The organism is Dorea sp. 210702-DFI.3.17 (genome assembly GCF_020560825.1).
In the GTDB taxonomy this organism is placed as follows: domain Bacteria; phylum Bacillota; class Clostridia; order Lachnospirales; family Lachnospiraceae; genus Dorea; species Dorea formicigenerans.
In genome coordinates this window covers 20,685-42,832 of sequence record NZ_JAJCNB010000006.1, presented here as the reverse complement: position 1 = coordinate 42,832, position 22,148 = coordinate 20,685, and the positions used below count along the sequence as shown (strand labels likewise).

The 22,148-nt window shown below is 41.0% G+C and carries 17 protein-coding genes; 4 read left to right on the top strand and 13 right to left on the bottom strand.

The window, feature by feature from the left end; all coding sequences use genetic code 11:
- Nucleotides 1–15: 15 nt before the first annotated feature.
- From LI149_RS05610 to LI149_RS05570, 9 genes are all read right to left on the bottom strand, one after another.
- Complete coding sequence (locus LI149_RS05610) at nucleotides 16–1,236, bottom strand: homoserine dehydrogenase (protein WP_117606809.1); 1,221 nt, start codon at nucleotides 1,234–1,236, stop codon at nucleotides 16–18.
- Nucleotides 1,233–2,358, bottom strand: a protein-coding gene (prfB, locus tag LI149_RS05605; RefSeq protein ID WP_118359504.1) for a peptide chain release factor 2 whose coding sequence is annotated in 2 segments (ribosomal slippage) — nucleotides 1,233–2,282 and nucleotides 2,284–2,358 — 1,125 coding nt in all. Because the reading frame shifts where the segments join, the coding sequence is not laid out codon by codon here. The genes LI149_RS05610 and prfB overlap by 4 nt, the downstream gene beginning before the upstream one ends.
- A gap of 103 nt (nucleotides 2,359–2,461) precedes the next feature.
- Complete coding sequence (secA, locus tag LI149_RS05600) at nucleotides 2,462–5,029, bottom strand: preprotein translocase subunit SecA (protein WP_173785691.1); 2,568 nt, start codon at nucleotides 5,027–5,029, stop codon at nucleotides 2,462–2,464.
- 174 nt (nucleotides 5,030–5,203) lie between these two features.
- The gene (gene hisA / locus LI149_RS05595; protein ID WP_040015311.1) at nucleotides 5,204–5,971 is read right to left on the bottom strand and encodes a phosphoribosylformimino-5-aminoimidazole carboxamide ribotide isomerase; all 768 of its coding nucleotides are present in this window, start codon (nucleotides 5,969–5,971) and stop codon (nucleotides 5,204–5,206) included.
- Nucleotides 5,972–6,077: 106 nt separating this feature from the next.
- Nucleotides 6,078–6,404, bottom strand: a complete 327-nt coding sequence (locus tag LI149_RS05590; RefSeq protein WP_005339748.1) for a hypothetical protein — start codon at nucleotides 6,402–6,404, stop codon at nucleotides 6,078–6,080.
- A gap of 109 nt (nucleotides 6,405–6,513) precedes the next feature.
- Nucleotides 6,514–8,466, bottom strand: a complete 1,953-nt coding sequence (locus LI149_RS05585) for a fructose-bisphosphatase class III (RefSeq protein WP_005339747.1) — start codon at nucleotides 8,464–8,466, stop codon at nucleotides 6,514–6,516.
- A gap of 102 nt (nucleotides 8,467–8,568) precedes the next feature.
- Nucleotides 8,569–9,327: a 4-hydroxy-tetrahydrodipicolinate reductase gene (gene dapB / locus LI149_RS05580; protein WP_005331345.1), complete on the bottom strand. Its 759-nt coding sequence runs from the start codon at nucleotides 9,325–9,327 to the stop codon at nucleotides 8,569–8,571.
- A gap of 100 nt (nucleotides 9,328–9,427) precedes the next feature.
- Entirely contained in the window at nucleotides 9,428–10,324 is an 897-nt protein-coding gene (dapA, locus tag LI149_RS05575; RefSeq protein ID WP_173789829.1) for a 4-hydroxy-tetrahydrodipicolinate synthase, read from the bottom strand.
- A gap of 141 nt (nucleotides 10,325–10,465) precedes the next feature.
- Nucleotides 10,466–11,095 carry a single-stranded DNA-binding protein gene (locus tag LI149_RS05570; protein ID WP_005339739.1) on the bottom strand — a complete coding sequence of 210 codons (630 nt, stop codon included), beginning with the start codon at nucleotides 11,093–11,095 and terminating at the stop codon, nucleotides 10,466–10,468.
- Nucleotides 11,096–11,283: 188 nt separating this feature from the next.
- On the opposite strand from LI149_RS05570, the gene typA reads away from it, so the two are divergent.
- From typA to raiA, 3 genes are all read left to right on the top strand, one after another.
- A complete protein-coding gene (gene typA, locus LI149_RS05565; protein ID WP_005331348.1) occupies nucleotides 11,284–13,110 on the top strand; it encodes a translational GTPase TypA in 1,827 nt (608 codons plus the stop codon).
- 198 nt (nucleotides 13,111–13,308) lie between these two features.
- Nucleotides 13,309–13,920, top strand: a complete 612-nt coding sequence (locus tag LI149_RS05560) for a hypothetical protein (protein ID WP_005331349.1) — start codon at nucleotides 13,309–13,311, stop codon at nucleotides 13,918–13,920.
- Between the two features lie 102 nt (nucleotides 13,921–14,022).
- On the top strand, nucleotides 14,023–14,556 hold the full coding sequence (gene raiA, locus LI149_RS05555) for a ribosome-associated translation inhibitor RaiA (RefSeq protein ID WP_118001544.1): 534 nt from the start codon (nucleotides 14,023–14,025) through the stop codon (nucleotides 14,554–14,556).
- Nucleotides 14,557–14,747: 191 nt separating this feature from the next.
- Here the strand turns inward: raiA and LI149_RS05550 are convergent, their stop codons facing one another.
- Entirely contained in the window at nucleotides 14,748–15,401 is a 654-nt protein-coding gene (locus tag LI149_RS05550) for a YigZ family protein (protein ID WP_040015313.1), read from the bottom strand.
- 186 nt (nucleotides 15,402–15,587) lie between these two features.
- Here LI149_RS05550 and LI149_RS05545 point away from each other — a divergent pair, with 186 nt between their 5' ends.
- Nucleotides 15,588–18,158 carry a transglycosylase domain-containing protein gene (locus tag LI149_RS05545; protein ID WP_227143072.1) on the top strand — a complete coding sequence of 857 codons (2,571 nt, stop codon included), beginning with the start codon at nucleotides 15,588–15,590 and terminating at the stop codon, nucleotides 18,156–18,158.
- 88 nt (nucleotides 18,159–18,246) lie between these two features.
- Here the strand turns inward: LI149_RS05545 and LI149_RS05540 are convergent, their stop codons facing one another.
- The 3 genes from LI149_RS05540 to uvrC are packed head-to-tail and all read right to left on the bottom strand — an operon-like array spanning nucleotide 18,247 to nucleotide 22,046.
- Entirely contained in the window at nucleotides 18,247–19,197 is a 951-nt protein-coding gene (locus LI149_RS05540; protein ID WP_173785688.1) for an ROK family glucokinase, read from the bottom strand.
- A 26-nt stretch (nucleotides 19,198–19,223) separates the two neighbouring features.
- Nucleotides 19,224–20,156, bottom strand: a complete 933-nt coding sequence (gene hprK, locus LI149_RS05535; protein WP_173785687.1) for an HPr(Ser) kinase/phosphatase — start codon at nucleotides 20,154–20,156, stop codon at nucleotides 19,224–19,226.
- A 51-nt stretch (nucleotides 20,157–20,207) separates the two neighbouring features.
- Nucleotides 20,208–22,046 carry an excinuclease ABC subunit UvrC gene (uvrC, locus tag LI149_RS05530; RefSeq protein WP_227143071.1) on the bottom strand — a complete coding sequence of 613 codons (1,839 nt, stop codon included), beginning with the start codon at nucleotides 22,044–22,046 and terminating at the stop codon, nucleotides 20,208–20,210.
- Nucleotides 22,047–22,148 lie beyond the last annotated feature (102 nt).

Here is a 22,148-nt window from a genome sequence, read left to right as displayed (position 1 = left end):
AGTTTCTCCCTTTCCCTAATCTTCAATACGGATCATATGAAGAATCTGGTCTTCATAACTCTTCGCTCTTGTATCATAATCACCTTCCATCATGATTGGAGTCACAAATCCAAACTCTCCGTCCAGACCGTCAACCTTCACGATTTCAACATCCCCAAAGGAATAACGGATATCTTCAATCTTCTCCTCCACGTTCCCTTTCATACGGATAAAGAATCGTCTCTTCATGGAAGATTTATCTTCCAGACGGAGTTTCTCTTCTTTCCACATAGTCATCACATTGCGGTTCAGGTTCTTGGCCGCTTCCACAACATCGGATACAACAGCACTTGCTGTTGGAAGTTTTCCTGCCCCGCTTCCATAGAACATCGCATCTCCCAAGACATTTCCATGAACGAAAATTGCATTGAAAACACCATTTACATTGTAAAGCGGGTGATCCGGATAAAGCATGCAAGGTGCGACCATCGCGCCAAGTCTTCCGGCATGTGTCTTGCTGGAAGCCAAAAGCTTGATTGTAGTTCCCATAGCCTTTGCATATCTCATATCTTCTACTGTAATCTTTGTAATTCCTTCACAGTAAATATCTTCAAAATCTACCTGCTGACCGGAAATCAGAGATGACAAAATTGCAATCTTTCTGCAGGCATCGTATCCTTCTACATCTGCCTCCGGATTTCGCTCTGCATATCCGTTATCCTGTGCTTCCTTTAATACAGAAGCATAATCTGCTCCTTCATAGAACATCTTCGTCAACATATAATTCGTCGTGCCATTGAGGATTCCGGTAATTTCTTCAATCTCATCTGCTGTCAGTGAAGAATTAAGCGGACGGATAATCGGAATACCACCGCCTACACTCGCCTCAAACAGAAAATTTATGTTCTTTTCTTTTGCAATAGAAAGCAATTCTGCACCGTGCTTTGCCACAAGTGCCTTATTGGAAGTTACGACACATTTTCCGGCAAGAAGGCTTCTTTTCACAAAGGTATACGCTGGCTCGATTCCTCCCATGACTTCCACAACGATCTGGATCTCATCATCAGAGATAATTGTCTCAAAATCATGAATTATTTTTTCCTGTATCGGGTCTTCTGGAAAATCTCTGATGTCCAACACATATTTTACATTCAGTGCATCTCCGATTCTCTGGGCAATGCGCTCACCATTGGTATCAATAACTTCCACGACACCTGAACCAACTGTACCATACCCCATCACTGCTATATTTATCATACCGTTCCTCCCTTTTCACCGCCTGATACATATTTTAAATAGGCGTTTATAAACATATCAAGATCTCCGTCAAGAACCGCCGTAACATTGCCATTTTCCACATTCGTTCTGTGGTCTTTTACTAACGTGTATGGCTGCATAACATAGGACCTTATCTGATTACCGAATCCGATGTCTTTTACTTCTCCACGGATATCTGATACTTTTTCTGCCTGTTCCTGCTCCTGCAGCAGCTTTAATTTTGCCTTCAACATCTGCATAGCTTTTTCTTTATTATGATGCTGTGATCTTTCATTCTGGCATTGAACTACAATTCCTGTCGGCAAATGCGTGATTCGGATTGCAGAAGATGTCTTATTGACATGTTGTCCGCCAGCCCCACTTGCACGATAGGTATCAATTTTCAGATCATCCTCTAAAATATCAATATCAATGTCTTCTTCAATATCCGGCACCACATCGCAGGAAGCAAAAGAAGTCTGTCTCTTTCCCGCTGAATTAAATGGCGAAATTCTTACAAGCCGATGTACACCTTTTTCTGATTTCAGATAGCCATAGGCATTGTCTCCAACTACTTCAAATGTAATATTTTTTATTCCGGTAATATCTCCATCCAGATAGTCCAGTACCTGAACCGAAAATCCTTTTGTCTGAAACCACCTGGTATACATACGGTACAGCATGTTCACCCAGTCACATGCCTCCGTTCCGCCTGTTCCGGCATGTAATGTCATAATCGCATTGCAGGAATCATATTCTCCTGATAACAATGTCTCAATTCTGAGTTTTTCAAAATCTTCCTCAAAATGAGCAATATCCTTTTCAATTTCCTTCACCATCGAGCGGTCTTCCTCTTCATCAACCATCTCAATCAGTGTACAGATATCATCATACTCCGAATATAATGCATGGATCACTTTCAAATGTTCCTGAAGATCTTTTAATTCTTTCATGATTTTTTGTGATTCTTCCGGCGCATCCCAGAATCCCGGTTCTTCTATCTTACGTTCCAGTTCCTCAACCCTGTTCTCTTTGCCGGAAATGTCAAAGTGAATCCCTCATTTCGGCAAGAGGTTCTTCATAGGAGTTCATAATTCCCTTATACTGTTCTAATTCAATCACACTGCCTCACCTCTTTCTTTTTTATATTTTTAACTTACTGCATAACGACATCTCTCCCGTCACTTTTCGCAACGGGAGATTCATCCCTTTTTAGATTTGTCTGTCATTTATTTCTTCCACAGCACTGTTTGTACTTCTTACCACTTCCACATGGGCAAGGGTCATTTGGATAGACCTTCTTGTTTTCCCGCTTCTTCGGCTCACGAAGAGCTGTGTCATCTTTATTGGTTCCAGTTACTTTTGCGACCTGCTCACGCTCAGCTTTCTGCTCGATTCTTACATGCATCAAAGTTCTGACTGTTGTCTCTGTAATTGCCTGAGTCATCTCGCCGAACATATCATATCCAAGCATCTTATACTCAACCTTCGGGTCACGGTTACCGTAAGCCTGAAGACCGATTCCCTGACGGAGCTGATCCATATCGTCAATATGATCCATCCATTTTGCATCAATAACTTTCAAAAGCACGACACGTTCCAGCTCACGGATATGCTCCGGCTCCGGGAACTCTGCTTCTTTTACTTCATACGCTTTTGCTGCGCGCTCTTTTAACAGATGCTTCAGCTCTTTCTGTCCCATACCTTTGACATCATCCGGTGTTACCGGTGCCATCGGAATGACCGCTCCTATTACACGGTTCAGTTCAATCAGATCCCAGTCCTCATAGTCCTGATCTACTGAAACTTCAGCATCTACAGTATTCTCAATGTAATCATTAATCATATGGAAGATGGAATCACGCATATTCTCGCCATCCAGCACACGTCTTCTCTCTTCGTAGATGATTTCTCTCTGCTCATTCATAACCTGGTCGTACTCTAACAGATTCTTACGAATTGCAAAGTTATTGCTCTCAATCTTCTGCTGAGCTTTCTCAATCGCACTGGAAAGCATCTTATGCTCGATCTGCTCGCCTTCTTCTACTCCTAGCGTCTCAAACACCTGCATCAGTCTCTCAGAACCGAACAGTCTCATCAGGTCATCTTCCAAAGAAATGTAGAATCTAGATTCTCCCGGATCCCCCTGACGGCCGGAACGGCCACGTAACTGGTTATCAATACGTCTGGATTCGTGACGCTCAGTACCGATGATCTTTAATCCACCGGCTTCTCTTGACTCATCATCCAGCTTGATATCTGTACCACGGCCGGCCATATTCGTTGCAATCGTAACCGCATCGTGAATACCTGCCTGCGCCACGATTTCAGCCTCCAGCTCATGATACTTAGCATTCAATACATTATGCTTAATTCCTCTTCGTTTGAGCATACTGCTTAAAAGTTCAGAAGTCTCAATTGTAATTGTACCAACAAGCACTGGCTGATGATTTGCATGCGCTTTTTCAATTTCATCACATACTGCATTGAATTTTTCTTTCTTTGTCTTATATACGGCATCTTCCAAGTCTTTTCTCGCAACCGGACGATTAGTCGGAATCTCAATTACATCCATTCCATAAATCTCACGGAACTCCTTCTCCTCAGTAAGGGCTGTACCTGTCATACCGGCTTTCTTCTCAAATTTGTTAAACAAGTTCTGGAAAGTAATGGTTGCCAGTGTCTTACTTTCTCTCTTAACCTTCACATGCTCTTTTGCTTCGATTGCCTGATGAAGTCCGTCTGAATAACGGCGTCCCGGCATAATACGTCCGGTAAACTCGTCAACGATGAGTACTTCATCGTCTTTTACAACATAATCCTGGTCACGGAACATCAGATTATGTGCACGCAGCGCAAGGATAATATTATGCTGGATTTCCAGGTTTTCCGGATCAGCCAGGTTCTCAATATGAAAGAACTTTTCAACTTTCTTTACACCATCTTCTGTCAGGTTGATATTCTTCTCTTTTTCATTGACGATAAAATCACCAGTCTCTTCAATATCCTCGCCCATAATGGCATTCATCTTACTGAATTCACCACTCGCCTCGCCTTTTTCCAACTGACGCGCAAGAATATCGCATGCTTCATATAACTTGGTAGATTTATCACTCTGACCGGAAATGATCAGTGGTGTTCTCGCCTCATCAATCAATACGGAATCGACCTCATCGATGATAGCATATTTCAGTCCACGCTGAACGAGCTGCTCTTTATAAATAACCATGTTATCTCTCAGATAATCAAATCCGAGTTCGTTGTTCGTTACATAAGTAATATCGCAATTGTATGCAGCACGTCTCTCATCATTATCCATGCTATTCAATACCACTCCGACAGTCAGTCCCAGGAACTCATGAACCTGTCCCATCCACTCAGCATCACGCTTTGCCAGATAGTCGTTGACTGTTACAATATGCACCCCCTCACCGGTCAATGCATTCAAATAAGCCGGAAGTGTAGAAACCAGTGTCTTACCTTCACCAGTCTTCATCTCAGAAATACGTCCCTGATGAAGAATAATTCCTCCGATCAACTGTACTCTGTAATGCTTCATGCCAAGTGTACGTCCTGCCGCCTCACGCACAACTGCAAACGCCTCCGGCAGAATATCATCCAGTGTCTCTGTGCCTTTCAGACGGCTCTTAAATTCCTGTGTCTTATTCTTAAGCTCCTCGTCGGAAAGCTGCTCCATCTGCGGCCCCAACGCTTCAATCTCATCTACAATGGGATAGATACGCTTTAACTCATTTTCACTATGTGTTCCAAAAATTTTTTGCAATAAGCCCATATCTATACATTACTCCTTGTCCGTAAATTTACTCAGTATCCATTCTATCACTATCAAGAATGCAATTCAACCAATTTACAAAGTGTTTTCAAACTGTTCACACTTGAAATATTTTCTCATCATTCAAGAATTCTCTCGCATTCTTGTTGCGAACTAAGCTACATAAATTCTATACTAATATTTTTTAATCTGCTCATATGGAAGATGTCCTCCAAAAAGATCCAGCGCACTTCCTATTGTAAAATCCACTTTTCCACCCGTCTTTTTTCTAAAATGTTCAATGTCCTCAAGACTTGCGATTCCTCCTGCATAAGTCACTGGTATCATATCGAACTCTCCAAGAATTTTTGCCAGCTCTTCATCAATTCCTGCTGATTTTCCTTCTACATCCACACCATGCACCAGATATTCATCGCAATATCCGGCAATTTCCCTTAAAACTTCCTGTGTCAGTTTTACATCCGTAAACTTCTGCCAGCGGTCTGTCACTATATAATAACCGTCTTCTTTTTTCCTGCAGCTCAAATCAATGACAACATTTTCTTTCCCCACTGCATGTTTAAGTTTTTCCATATTTTCCCAATTTATCTTCCCGTCGCGGAACACATAAGATGTTACGATCACATGGCTTGCCCCCGCCTCCAGAAACTCTTCTGCATTTTCGGCATGGATTCCACCGCCCACCTGAAGTCCTTTTGGATATGCGCCAAGTGCCAGTATTGCCTGTGCTTTCGTTTCTCTATAATATTCTGAAGATACCGGATTTAAAAGTATCACATGTCCCCCTATAAGTCCGTCTTTCTGATACATTTTTGCATAATAATCCGCATTTTCAGAGGCCGTGAAATTTTCCTTTGCCTGATTGCCCTGATCAGTAAGACTACCGCCTACAATTTGTTTGACTTTTCCATTATGTATGTCTATACAAGGTCTGAAATGCATGAAAAAACTCCTTTCCTTATCCAAAAGAAAAGCCACACTCTCACAGGGACAAATCCATTTATCCCCGAAAAAATGTGACCTTGTCTTCTTATCTTACATTCTTTTCTTATCTGTCGTTTACATTGTCATTACCAGTCGTCGCATCATTCACTGTGTTATTGTTTGTGTTTTTCCGGTTATCCGACCGTCCATCACCATCCAGATCATCGACTACATCGCCTACGCCTTTTCCGACATCGTCAATTCCATCTTCCAGGCCGTCACCGATTTTGTCCATGGCACTATCACCAGTCTGTGTGTCATTCGCGCCATTGTCATTCACCACATCATTCTGCCCTGCTCCATTATCATTTGAATTTCCTGCACAGGCAGTAACTGAAACCAGAATACCAACACACATCATAATCAACAATAACTTTTTTAACCGTTTCATAATTTTCGTCTCCTTTTCCGTATAGAATGCTACATGCAAATACTTCACTTGCTGATAGTAATATCTGCATTTTACAGTTTTCTATACCTTTTTAGAGATTGACATTATTTTACAGTCGTTCTGCAATGCGGCCGCTTCTGTATGCCTCCAGGAGAAATTCCAGATCATGGATCTGTTCTACCAGTTCTTTTCCCACATCCGTGTCTAAAACAGACTGGCGCTTTGATACAATTTCTGTCACAATGGTATCAGAATGAATATCTGTTTCATTTTCAATTGCTGATTCTTTCGATTCAAACGGCTCATGGGCACTTAAAATCATACCATAAGAATTATAGATCAGCGTATAACCTGCAATTCCGGTCTGTTTCTGATATGCTCTTGAAAATCCTCCATCGATAACAAATACTTTGCCTCCACATTTCATCGGATTTTCTCCGTTTTTGGATTTTACCGGCATATGACCATTGATGATATGACTAAAGGAATGCTCTAGTCCGAATTCTTTCAAAATACGGTCGACCACCTTATCATTTTCCAAAAAATCATAATAAGGATTCTTTTTCTCCTTATGTGTCTCTTTTTCTGCTAGGAAATATCGCTCAAACGTTGCCATCTTGTCCTTACCGAACAGCGGTGAATTCTCACTGAGCCAGATATACCACATCATATCCTTCCCACGCTTTCGTTCCTTCTCGTCAATGGCATAAAATCCCTTTCTCACATAGCTTTCCAGCACCTCATAAAGTGCCTTTCCTTTGTAAGAACGCCCGTATATTTTTACTGACTTAAAACTTCCATCTTCATTCAGCGGAATACAACCGTGATACAACAAGTTGTTATTGTATACTTTGTATAATCCACCTTTACTTAAAAGGAAATGCATATGGCTCTGTAATTTTTCGCAGTTGACAAATGCCTGTGTCAAACGATCCAGCACCTCTTCTTCGGCTTCTGTCAATGCATATGGCCGTTTTGGATCGATCGTCGGGAAGTTTTTATCCAGAAGTTCATATGTTTTTCCATCCAACTCGATCAAACCATTTTCATAATCAATCAGATGCAAAAGATTTCGGTGTTCCAGCTTAAATCCAGGATTTTTTTTGATAATCTGCCCTTCTATCTTAAACTGGATAATAGAAATTGCCTTATGCATCTTCATGTTCAGCATTGTTTCGCTGGGATCATAGTCCGGATCATCCTTCAGTTCAAAGCAGCTGCATGGATCATCCCGATATGTGTTCAGTGCAAATGTAGCAAGCGGCAGGAGGTTAATTCCATAGCCATCCTCCAAAATCTCCAGATTTGCATATCTTGCACAGATGCGGACAACATTTGCAACACAGCCCTGTTGTCCTGCTGCCGCCCCCATCCAGAGCACGTCATGATTTCCCCATTGGATATCCATAGAATGATACCCCATCAGCTTGTCCATAATAATATGTGGTCCCGGCCCACGATCATAAATATCTCCTACAATATGCAGATGATCTACAGTAAGTCTCTGAATCAATTCACTCAAAGCCACAATAAACTCTTCGGAACGTTTGATCCGGATGATCGTATCTACAATAGAATTATAATAGGACTCCTTATCCAGAACATCTGCTTTCTCTGTAATCAATTCCTCAATGACATAAGCAAATTCCGGAGGCAGAGCTTTTCTGACTTTAGATCTGGAATACTTACTTGAAGTCCGCTTGCAGATTTCAATCAGACGATACAACGTAATCTTATACCAGTCCTCCATATTTTCTTCTTTTTTCTTAATGAGCTCCATCTTCTCTCTTGGATAATAAATAAGAGTAGCAAGGGTCTTCTTATCCTTACTACTCATAGTATTTCCGAAGACTTCGTCAATTTTTCTACGAACTGCTCCCGATCCATTCTTAAGAACATGGGAAAATGCTTCATATTCCCCATGGATATCCGTAAGAAAATGTTCCGTACCTTTTGGCAAATTTAAAATTGCCTGTAAGTTAATAATCTCTGTTGATGCCTTAGCAATGGTCGGATACAGTTGAGAAAGTCTCTCCAAATAACGTGCTTCTAAATCTTTCATAACCTCTCCTTTATATAATATGGTTGTTTTTTCCAACTATAATATTTACGGATTGCTTTGTGCTTTGCATTCCTGCAATCTGCCCCAAGATTCCTCGTAATATTATTTTAATATTACGTCTGACATATCGTATTTTCCTGCCTCTTTTCCGGCAAGGAATTTTGCAGCCTCTACCGCACCTTTTCCAAATACAGTTCTGGAGTATGCTGTATGTTTGAACTCAATCACTTCATCTATTCCTGCAAAGAGTACTTCGTGTTCCCCAACAATTGTACCTCCGCGCACGGCTGATATTCCAAGTTCTTTTTTATCACGTTTCTTTCTGACCTGACTTCTGTCATAGACATACTCGTACTGTCCATCTGCCGCCTCATTGATAGAATCTGCAAGAGCGATTGCAGTTCCACTTGGGGCATCCAATTTCTGGTTGTGATGCTTCTCAACAATTTCAATATCATAACCTGCAGGAGACAGTACTTTTGTCGCCTCTTTCAAAAGCTGCATCAAAAGATTGATTCCAAGTGACATATTGGCAGAACGAAGAACTGCTACCTTCTTGGATGCTTCTTCTACCTCCTGAAGCTGTTCCTCTGAAAGTCCTGTTGTGCAAAGAACAACAGGAATCTGTTTTTCTACGCAATAATCCAAAAGTCCGTCTACTGCCTTTGCATTTGAAAAGTCAATCACAACATCTGCTTCTACATCACACTTTTCGATACTATCGAACACTGGATATTCATTTGCAACTTCCGTATATGCATCCACTCCTGCCACAATCTCTACCTCTGCATCTTCTTTTGCAAGTGTAGTGATCGCACGTCCCATCTTGCCATTGCAGCCATGCATAATCGCACGTACCATAATATTTTTCCTCCTTGTCTTTTTACATGACAGAAAAGGATATCACCCGGGATATCCTTTTATCTGTAATTATCATTCCTACTGCCATTCTTAAAAATCTCTATGCCAGCTCAATTCCAAAACCCTTCATGGCCTGTGCAAGTGCTTTTGTGTGTTCTGGTGAAAGTTCAGTTAATGGCATGCGAAGTGGTCCGCAGTCTTTTCCCATAAGTTCCATTGCTTTCTTAACAGGAATCGGATTAACTTCACAGAAAAGCTTCTCAATAAGCGGAATTGCTTTTAACTGAAGGTCCAGACTTCCTTTCACATCTCCATCAAAAAACTTCGCACAGATATCATGCGTCTCCTTTGGAGCTACATTAGAAAGAACCGAAATCACTCCCTTTGCTCCCAGAGAAAGTAATGGTACGATTTGATCATCATTTCCTGAGTACAGATCAATGTTACCATCTGTCAGAGACATGATCTTTGCAACCTGGGAAATATTTCCAGATGCCTCTTTTACACCTACAATATTGTCAACATTCTTTACAAGTTCTGCCACAGTAGCCGGCTCAATATTACAGCCTGTTCTGCTTGCAACACTATACATAATAATTGGTGCCTTCGCTTCTTTTGCTACAGCTTCATAATGTGCGATCAGTCCTGCCTGTGTGGCCTTATTATAATAAGGTGTAACAAGAAGTAATCCGTCTGCACCATAATCTGCTGCCTCCTTAGACATATCAATTGCTGTACGTGTACAATTAGAACCTGTACCTGCAATAACTGGGATTCTGCCTTTCACTCTGTCAATTGCAAACTTTACGCACTGCATATGTTCTTCTTCTGTCATTGTTGCAGACTCGCCAGTTGTTCCACAGATTACAATACAATCTGTTCCATTATTGCAGTGGTAATCAAGCAGTGCATCTAACTTATCATAATTAATACTTCTTTCTTCATCATCATTAAATGGTGTGACAATTGCCACTCCAGCTCCAGTAAATATAGCCATCGTACTCCTCCTGACTTTTCATGTGCTTTAAATTATCTGTCATGATTCATTATTAATTGAAATTTTAGCATCATTATCAAGGGATGTCAATGAAAGACTATACTTCTAAACAAGTTGCGAACATTCTGACCTACCCATTTTTTATATTTCCACACATTCCAGTTTACTTACAGATACCTCATACGCGGTTCTCTCTTCCGTCAGCGTATCCGATAACTTCTTTATATAAGTACGACTCTGTATTCTGCCTATGATCTGCACATGCTCTCCTACTTCAAATGCAGAAGCATATCTCGCATTTCTTCCCCAGCAGATACATGGTATGTAATCTGATTTTCCATATGGTCTGTTCACCGCCAGCAAAAGGTCAGCGATTTCTCTCCCAAGTGGAGTTTTCCGATAGACCGGAAGTTTACAGATATAGCCGTCCAGGAAAATGCTATTCGTCTTCGCTCCATCCAGTTCTTCATCAATAAACTCCAACTCTCTTACAAATACAGATAATACAAGCCGATTTTTTTGCTCTTCATGTCTGTTATAAGACCGGAACTGACCATTCACCATAATGTACTCACCTGTATAATCTCTTGTCACATCAATCAGACGCTCCGAAATCATCAGTGGAATCCGGTCTTCCGAGTTGCTCAGACGCTTCACCTTTACCTCTACCATATAAAATCCTTCCCCGAATACCTCATGGCTGAAAGTAAAATCTGAAGCAATTTCTCCCATAATCGTCACCTGGTTATTTTCAATAATCTTATCTGACATAATTTTAAGTTCTCCTTCCTCTAAAACGTATTTCCTATGGTCTTTAATAATCTATGCTTAAAGTACAGAATTTAGAACAACTTTTTTAAACTCTTGTAAAATTTCAAAAATGTGGTAGACTAATAAAGTTGTATATATTAAATTAGAAGTGTTTACAAGTGAAGATTCAAAGAAAAGGATGTTATAAAATGAAGACAAAACGCGAAGATGTAAGAAATATCGCAATTATCGCCCATGTTGACCACGGTAAAACGACACTGGTAGATGAATTATTAAAGCAAAGCGGCGTATTCCGTGAAAATCAGGCCGTTGAGGAACGTGTCATGGATTCCAACGATATTGAAAGAGAACGTGGAATCACTATTCTCTCTAAAAATACTGCCGTTACTTATAACGGGGTGAAGATTAATATCATTGACACACCTGGACATGCTGATTTCGGCGGCGAAGTAGAACGTGTCCTTAAAATGGTAAACGGAGTTATCCTCGTAGTTGATGCATTTGAAGGTGCTATGCCACAGACAAAGTTCGTTCTCAGAAAAGCAATGGAATTAAAACTTCCTGTTATTGTATGCATCAACAAAATCGATCGTCCAGAAGCAAGAGCTGAGTCTGTTATCGATGAAGTTCTGGAACTTCTCATTGATCTTGGTGCATCGGATGAGCAGCTTGACTGTCCGTTCGTATATGCTTCTGCAAAAGCTGGTGTTGCTGCTTTAGAGCTGACAGATGACATGAAAGATATGAAACCACTGTTTGATACAATCTTAGACTACATTCCTGCACCGGAAGGCGACCCGGAAGCTCCGACTCAGGTTCTTATCAGTACAATTGATTACAATGAGTATGTAGGACGTATCGGTGTTGGTAAAGTAGATAACGGTACGATCGCAGTGAACCAGGATATGGTTGTTGTCAACCATCATGATCCGGACAAACAGCAGAAAGTTAAAATCAGTAAGCTCTACGAATTCGATGGTCTGAAAAAAGTAGAAGTAAAAGAAGCAACCATCGGTTCCATTGTAGCAATTTCCGGTATTTCCGACATTTCCATCGGAGATACACTCTGCTCTCCTGAAAATCCGGTAGCCATTCCGTTCCAGAAGATTTCAGAGCCTACGATTTCCATGGACTTCATGGTAAACGACAGCCCATTTGCCGGACAGGAAGGAAAATTTGTGACTTCCCGTCACCTGCGTGACCGTCTGATGCGTGAGCTGAATACAGATGTCAGCCTTCGTGTCGAAGATACAGAGAACATGGATTCTTTCAAAGTTTCTGGTCGTGGCGAACTTCACCTTTCTGTTCTTATTGAGAATATGAGACGTGAAGGATACGAATTTGCTGTCAGCAAGGCAGAAGTTCTTTATAAGAAAGATGAAAATGGTAAGCTCTTAGAGCCTATGGAGATTGCATACATCGATGTACCAGACGAATTTACTGGTGTTGTCATCGAGAAACTGAGCCAGAGAAAAGGCGAACTTCAGACGATGGGTGCCGGAAATGGCGGATATACCCGTCTTGAGTTCCGTATTCCTTCCCGTGGACTCATTGGATACCGTGGGGATTTCATGACTGATACAAAGGGAAATGGAATCATGAACACAGCATTTGACGGCTACGCACCATACAAAGGTGATATTCAGTATCGAAAACAGGGATCTCTAATCGCATTTGAGACTGGAGAATCTGTAACTTACGGACTTTATATTGCCCAGGAGCGTGGACAGTTATTCATTGGAGCAGGTGAAAAAGTTTACTCCGGTATGGTCATCGGACAGAATGCAAAGACAGATGATATCGAGATTAATGTCTGCAAGACAAAACATCTTACAAACACTCGTTCTTCCAGTGCAGATGAGGCTCTCCGCCTGACACCTCCGAGAGTATTAAGTCTGGAGCAGGCAATCGATTTTATCGACACTGACGAGCTTCTGGAAGTTACACCAGACAATTTGAGAATCCGCAAGAAAATTCTGGATCCTAAGATGAGAAAAAGAAGCAACCTGAAATAATAAAATACTATTCAAGACTTGAAGCTGTCCGTATACATTTTTGTTGCGGACAGTTTTTTGAATCTTTTGACCGTGTTCTTCATATTTTCTACATCCTTTCCAAATTCTATATTGGCAAGACTACTCCGATACTTTATACTCTATATTGTAGATTTTTACTACTTACTTATTACTAATTCCCAAGGAGACAAAAAACATATGAAAGAATCTATATCTGTATTTTTAAAACGGCTGTCTGATATTTTGGAATTTGTTATTTCATTTATATTGACCGCCGGTATTATCTTATTGTGTCTGCGTGTAGCCGGTGCGATTTACAAAATTCCAGATTTAAATGTCTGGCCTAACTATGAAGATCTTCTGGAAACTTGCTTCAATCTGATCATCGGCGTCGAGCTTATTAAAATGATGTACTCTCACTCCCCACAGACAGTTTTCGAAGTTCTCTTATTTGCAATTGCAAGACAAATCATCATCGATCATTCTTCCATCTGGAGCAGTCTTGTCGGTGTCTGCGCAATCGCTGTATTATTTGCCACACGTAAATTCTTATTCTGTAATTTTGATGATGCTGACAAATACATCTTCCACGCATCTGCAAAAGCAAAAAATATTGCCAGGCTTCTTTCCATTGACCTTCCGTATTCAGGAAACGATACACTGGAAGAGGTGATGCTTGATCAGTTAAAAAAAGAAAATATAAATAACGAGATCGGAGCCTGTGTTTTCTTCAAAAGCTTCGGTCTACGCATCGCAAAAAAATCTGATGGAAAAATTTCAAGAATTGAAGTAATACGTGCTATACATTAACAACAAAACGTGCTATACTATATCTATCAGATAGATTACCGTTCTGGCCACCAACTGTCAGATATTAACGTCTGAAAAAACGTAGCAAAGGAGTTGGACAATATGAAATTCATTATTATTGGAAAGAACATTGACGTAACACCAGGATTAAAAGATGCTGTAGAGAACAAATTAGGAAAATTACAGCGTTACTTCACACCTGACACAGAGATTCATGTAACACTCAGCGTTCAGAAAGAACATCAGAAGATTGAGGTTACAATCCCTGTAAAAGGCAACATCATTCGTTCCGAGCAGGAAAGCGACGATATGTATGTATCCATCGACCTGGTAGAAGAAGTCATCGAGCGTCAGCTCAGAAAATATAAAAACAAACTGGTAGCAAAGAATCAGGAAGGTAACAACTTCAGCAAGACTCTTTTTGAGACAGAAGAGTCAATTGAAGACGGTGAAGTAAAAATTGTCCGCACAAAAAGATTCGGAATCAAACCAATGTATCCAGAAGACGCATGCGTACAGATGGAATTACTTGGACATAACTTCTTTGTATTCTTCAATGCTGAGAATGAAGAAGTTAACGTAGTATATAAGAGAAAAGATGGATCTTTCGGATTAATCGAACCAGAATTCTCATAAAGCAACAAGCAAGATAGGAAAATAAAATAGAGTCAGGAAAATGTTTACATTTTCCTGGCTCTGTTTTTATTTTTCTATATGGCGACTGCCATGGCCGAGAGGCAGCGTCGCGGCATCGAGGCTCTTGCTTGTTGCTTGTTTCTGTATGGCGACTGCCATGGCCGAGAGGCAGCGTCGCAGAAGCTTTGCTCTTACGCCACTATCTGCGGCTCCCCATCAATCTGTGCGAACCAGCACTCATCGCCTTCTTCCATTTTTACTCTTCCATTAGTTCCTTCCGTAATCTCTGCTTCCACAGTCTTTACCTCTCCCAAAGGCAATAAAACACTTAATTCTACATTTTCCGTATAAATACTGTCAATCAGCTTGATTCCACGTTGTCCCAAAATATACTGCACTTTTCCAAGACCATTATAATCTGTCTTAATATTCAGTTTAAGCCCCCGGATTCTGGTTATAATTACAGATGCACGGATTCCCGCCTGTGTAGAAGAAGAATAAGCTCTTACAAGCCCTCCGGTTCCAAGAAGTGTTCCTCCAAAGTAGCGGGTCACAACAACTACTATATTGCGGATTTCTTCCCCAAGAAGAACATCCAGCATAGGTTTTCCGGCAGTGCCGCCAGGTTCTCCGTCATCACTGCATCTTGCAAGCTGTCCTCTCTCTCCGATGACATACGCAAAACAGTTATGTCTCGCATCCCAATATTTTTTCTTCATTGCTTCTATAAAAGCAAGTGCTTCTTCTTCGCTTTCTACCGGAGCAACTGTCGCAATAAATCTGGACTTTTTTTCTATAATTTCATCCTGTCCACCTTTATACACAACTTTATATTTATCCAACATATTTACATAACTCCCTTGATTTTTCATTCATACATATTACGCTTAAGAAGTCTTTTTTTACTTCCTACCACATTACTATATCAAACTTCTTAAGATTTTCCATAGAAAATATGAAGTTTTCATTTTTTTCTTTATTTCAAATAGCTAATTTGCTATAATAACCTGGTATAAAGGAGGCATATACGCATGAATTATGGTAAGAAAAAAGCCGCAAAGCGCCAGAAGCAGATTACGTCAAAGTCTGCTATGCAGGCAAAGCGTGTAGGAGTCCGATTATTTAAGGCACTCCTTCTTTGCATCATCGTGGTTGCAATCGCCGGTGTTGCCGGTGGCGGACTATTTGTGAAAAAGATTATTGACAATTCTCCGGATATTACACCTGATGATGTAAAACCACAGGGATTTACAACTTTAGTGTACGCTGACGACGGAACAACTGAAATTGAACGTTTTGTTGCCGCAGGTTCTAACCGTGTATATAAAACAATCGATGAGATTCCGGCAGATCTTCAGCATGCATTTGTTGCTATCGAGGATGAACGTTTTTATGAGCATAACGGAATTGATATCAAAGGTATTGTCCGTGCCGGTGTTTCTCTTATTTCCGGGGGATCCCAGGGAGCCAGTACACTGACACAGCAGCTCATAAAAAATAATGTCTTTCCGAACTTTGTAAATGAAAAGACATTCTACGATAAGCTACAGCGAAAACTCCAGGAACAGTTCCTTGCCGTTTCCATCGAAAAGCAGATGAGTAAAGATGAGATTATGGAAGCTTATCTGAACACCATCAACTTAGGACAGAACTGTCTCGGTGTTCAATCTGCTGCGAAAAGATATTTCAACAAAGATGTTTCAGAACTGACTCTTTCTGAAAGTGCTGTTATTGCAGGTATTACACAGAGTCCTGGTAACCTGAATCCAATCACGAACCCTCAAAAGAACCAGAAGCGTCGTGATAAGGTTCTTAAGAATATGCTGAAACAGGGATATATCGACCAGGCTGCTTATGATGAAGCAATGGCAGATGATGTATATGCAAGAATCCAGTCTGTTAACGAAACCCAGACAGATTCTTCCAACGCATATAGTTATTTTGTAGATGCACTTGCAGATCAAGTCATGAATGACCTGCAGGATCAATGTGGTTTTTCAGAAACACAAGCTTACAATGCTGTTTACAGTGGAGGTCTTAGCATTTACTCCACTCAGAATCAGTCTCTTCAGCAGATTTGTGACGAAGAAGCCAACGATGATTCCAATTATCCATCAAATATCGAATATGGTCTCGACTATGCACTGACTGTCACGCGTGCAGATGGAAGTACTGAGAATTACTCTTCCGGCCACATCAAAAAATATGTAAAAGAAACCTATAACAAAGATCAAGGACTTTTATATAAAAGTGAAGATGCCGCCCGTGCCATGGTAGAAGAATGGAAATCTACCATCGCTCAGGAAGGTGATACTTACAATGAAGTTATAAACATCTCACCACAGCCACAAGCTTCCATTACTTTGATGGATCAGTATACCGGTCAGATCAAAGCCATGGTCGGTGGCCGAGGTGCCAAATCAACCAGTCTAGGACTGAATCGTGCATACAAAGGTTCCAAGAGACAACCTGGATCTACTTTTAAAATCCTGGCTGCTTATGCACCGGCTCTGGATCTGGACGAGATGACACTTGCTTCTGTCATTGATGATAAAAATTATGATGTTGGCGGTGGAAAAACTATTAAAGGAAGTAAAGGCGATGTATCCATGCGTACCGCTATCGCACTTTCTCTCAACTCCTGTGCTGTGCAGACCAGTGATCTTGTTACTCAAGATGTAGGTATGGAATATTGTGAGAAACTTGGCATCAGCACACTGGTAACTAACAAAGTAGTAAATGGAAAAACTTATTCTGATAACACAAAAACCCTTGCCCTTGGTGGTCTGACAGATGGTGTTTATAATTACGAACTCTGTAGTGCCTATGCTGCAATTGCCAACAACGGTGTTTACAATAAACCAACTCTTTACACGAAAGTTTTAGATCATGATGGCAATGTTCTTCTTGACGGAACTGGCGAGAGTCACCAGGCAATCAAAGACAGTACAGCCGGACTTCTTACGAGTGCTCTTCAGACCGTAGTAGAGGAAGGTACCGGTAAAGCCTGCCAGTTAGATAATATGCCGGTTGCCGGTAAAACAGGTACAACAACATCCAACAAGGACTTATGGTTTGTCGGATATACACCATATTACACATGTGCTGTATGGGGCGGTTATGATGATAACAAAGAATGTAATTCCGATACAAAATTCCGTTTCCGCATCTGGAAAGGAATCATGAGCAGAGTACATGAGAATCTTGAAACAAAAGATTTTGTAATGCCAAGTTCTGTAGAGCAAAAATCCGTCTGCACAATTAGCGGATATCTGGCAAATTCCAGTTGTCCAAGTGTAACAGAATACTTTGCAACAGACAGCCTTCCAGATCAGAGTTGTCCGGGACATAAAAACCATTCTGAAGACTATGATTCTGAAGAAAATGACAGTAAGTCCCATGACACAAATAGCGATAATACTGGTAACAATACCGGTACTAATACCGGAGATAATACTGGTGGCACCACTGGTGGCAATACCGGTGGCGGTGATGCTGGTAATACTGGTGGCAACACCGGTGGCAATACGGGTGGCAACACTGGCGGCAATACCGATGGCGGTGATACTGGTGGCGGCGATGCCGGTGGTAACACACAATAATCACTTTTGCTTATCTCAATATTGATAATTCAAAAAAACAGGAGAGTGGATATCCACTCTCCTTTCCTATATTCGAAACATCTGCCTTCTACACTTGACTATCCAGGATCAATTTTGCAGCTCCACAGATTCCTGCATCATTTCCAAGGCTTGCAATAGCAAACTGAGTATCTTTATTTGCAAAAAAGGCTCGCTTGCGATAATATTTTTCTACATATGTAAGAAGAACTTCCCCTGCTTTTGACACTCCTCCTCCAATTACAAAAAGGCTTGGATCTACTACGACTGCTACGTCTGCTAATCCTTTCGCCAGGTATTCTCCGAATTCTTCTACAATATCTACTGCAAGCTGGTCACCTTCTTTTAAGGCATCAAATACGATTTTTGCATCTATCTTATCTAAATCATAAGTTCGCAATATTGAATCTTTCTTATCAGCTGCGAGATGTTCTCTGGCAATTCTTGCAATTCCTGTTGCAGACGCATACTGTTCAAGACAGCCTTTCTTTCCACAGCCACAACACTTTTCTTCAAAGTAATTTACACAGATATGTCCGATTTCTCCGCCAGCTCCATTGGCACCGATCAAAGGCCTTCCTCCCATGATCACTCCTCCGCCAACTCCAGTTCCAAGTGTGACCATGACCATATTCTTCTCACCATGTCCAGCACCTTTCCACATCTCACCGAGTGCCGCTACATTGGCATCATTGCCAACAACAACCTGCCAACCTGTCAGATTCTCTAATTCTTTCTTAACCTCTTTATATCCCCATCCAAGATTCGCTGTCTTTCTCACAATACCTTCCGAATTTACCGGTGCCGGAATTCCCATTCCAATTCCTATCACTTCTTCTGCCGGAATTGCTTTTTCCTGAATCTTTTCCTTTAAAGCCGTTGCTATATCTTGAAGAATGGATTCACCTTCATTTTCAGTTCTTGTAATAATCTCCCATTTATCAAGAATTTCTCCATCCACTGTAAACAATCCCAGTTTTATAGTGGTTCCCCCAACATCTGCTCCAAAACAGTATTTCATAGTTATTTTCTCCTCGTGTATATATTTTAATCTTTTTTTGTATGATTACGTTGTACTCTCTGATATAGCTCCTGTGCAGCATTATAACCCATAGACTTCTGTCTGTGATTAATAGCAGCCGTCTCTACAATAATAGCCAGATTACGTCCTGGACGGATTGGAAGATTGTGGCAGACTACCTTATTCCCAAGAAATTCTGTATACTGATCTTCCAGTCCCAGGCGATCATACTCACGCTCTTTATTCCACTCCTCCAGTGTAATAACAAGGTCAATATTCTTGGTCTCTCTGACGCTTTGAACACCGAATAAAGTCTTAACGTCCACAATTCCAATACCTCTGAGCTCAATAAAATGCCTTGTAATATCCGGTGCTGTTCCTACCAGTGTCTCATCACTGACCTTGCGGATCTCCACAACATCGTCACTGACAAGCCGGTGCCCTCTCTTAATCAGTTCCAGAGCCGCCTCACTTTTTCCAATACCACTCTCTCCCATAATCAGCACACCGACACCGTAGACATCTACCAGCACTCCATGGATGGAAATACATGGTGCTAACTGAACATTTAACCACCGAATAATTTCTGCCATAAATGCAGATGTATGTGAATCTGTTGAAAATACCGGAATATTCGCTTCTGTTGCCTTTTGCAAGAGCATATCATCTGGTTTTAAAGCACGGCAAAATACCAGGCATGGAATCTTGTAAGAAAGAAGCGTGTCATAAATTTCCTCTTTTTTCTTTTCTTCCAATGTTGTCAGGTAGCTATATTCTACATAACCAATGACCTGCACCCGTTCCGAATCAAATCTTTCAAAAAATCCTGTCAATTGTAATGCAGGACGGTTAATATCCGGAACCTCCACAGCCTTATCCGACAACTCTACATCCGGTGTCAGATTTTTCAGATTCATCTTCTCGACAATCTGCTTCATTTGAACTACATTTTTTCGCATATATGTCTCTCCTTCCAGGCATCCTATTACTAATATTAAAATTATAGCATATCAGTGAAAAAAATCATACACATCCTTAGCGGATTTTTCATTCATAGAAGGAAGACTCTTTAGTTCCTCTACAGTGGCATTCTTGATTGCCTCAATGTTGGCAAAATGCTTCATTAAATCTTTTCTTCTTGCTGGTCCAACACCTGGAATATCATCCAAAATCGAATGAACTTGTCCTTGACTGCGAAGCTGCCTGTGAAATGTAATTGCAAACCGGTGAGCTTCATCCTGAATGCGCGTGATCAGTCTGAATGCTTCCGAATTCCGGTCAATAGGAATCTCTTCATTGTGATAATAAAGCCCTCTGGTTCTGTGGTGATCATCCTTTACCATACCGCAGACCGGAATATCCAGCTTCAGCTTATCCAGCACTTCCAGTGCAATATTTACCTGCCCTTTACCACCGTCCATCAGAATCAGATCTGGAAATGCTGTAAAACTGCCAAGTTCTCGACCTTCTTCCTTTTCTCTTAAGCCGTGCCCGAACCGCCTTGTAAGCACTTCATTCATACTGGCATAATCGTTCGCCCCTTTTACCCCTTTAATCTTGAATTTACGGTAGTCATTTCTCTTCGGTTTTCCTTTTTCATAGACAACCATAGAGCCAACTGATTCAAATCCATTTGTATTGGAAATATCATACGCCTCCATACGATGCAGTCCGGTTAAGCCCAAAAGATTTTGAAGTTCTTTAACTGCACCAATCGTTCTTCCCTCTTCTCTCTTAATCCGCTCTTTATCCTTCGTCAGAACCATTCGGGCATTTTTTTCTGCCAGCTCTACCAGTTTTTCCTTTGTTCCTTTTTTCGGAATGACCAGATGTACTTTATGCTCTTTTTTCCTTGTCAGCCATTCCTCAATAATCTCATGATCTGGTATTTCCTCTGGCAACATAATCTGTCCCGGAATATATGGTGTCCCTGCATAAAATTGCTTGATAAAACTGGAAAGTATCTCTGCCTTTGTCTCCTTATCCACTAGCTTCAGATAAAAATGATCTCGCCCGATCAATCTTCCATTTCGAATAAAAAACACTTGCACAACCGCATCTTCCAAATCTTTTGATACTGCCACAATATCCCTGTCATCTCCCGCAGTGTCTGTAATTTTCTGCTTCTGTGCAATTTTCTGTACACTGTTTATCAACTCCCGATATTCAATTGCCCGCTCAAACTCCAATGCCTCTGACGCTTCTTCCATCTGTGCCTTCAACTTTTCCAGAATCGGATCATAATTGCCATTCAGAAAATGTAAGACTTCCTCTACAGACTTGCGGTATTCCTCCTTCGAAATGTATCCCTGACACGGAGCTTTGCACTGATGAATATGATAGTTCAGACATGGCCGCTCTTTTCCAATATCCTTTGGCAGTCTCCGGTTACAGCTTCGGATAAAATATAACTTTCGAATCAGTTCTATTGTGTCTTTCACTGCCCCGGCACTCGTATAGGGGCCAAAATACTTTGCCTTATCTTTCTGCACTCTTCTTGCCAACATCACTCTTGGAAATGGCTCCTGCACAGTAACTTTTATAAATGGATAAGCCTTGTCGTCCATCAACATTGTGTTATATTTGGGTCTGTGCTCTTTGATGAGATTGCACTCCAGCACCAGCGCTTCCAGTTCCGAATCTGTTACGATATACTCGAACCTGGAAATGTGAGTCACCATCTGTTCTATCTTAGCCCCTTTGTTACGACTGCTCTGAAAATACTGTCGTACACGGTTTTTCAGACTGATTGCTTTTCCCACATAGATGATTTTATCTGTCTCATCATGCATCAGATAAACTCCCGGCTTGCCCGGCAGCTTTTTTAATTCTTCCTGAATATCAAACATAATTTACTCCCTGTTTTTTCAACTCAATGTAACAGAAAATACCGCCTCCCTGACAAAAATCTGATTTGCCCGGGAAACGGTATTCAAATACATTAACTTTCT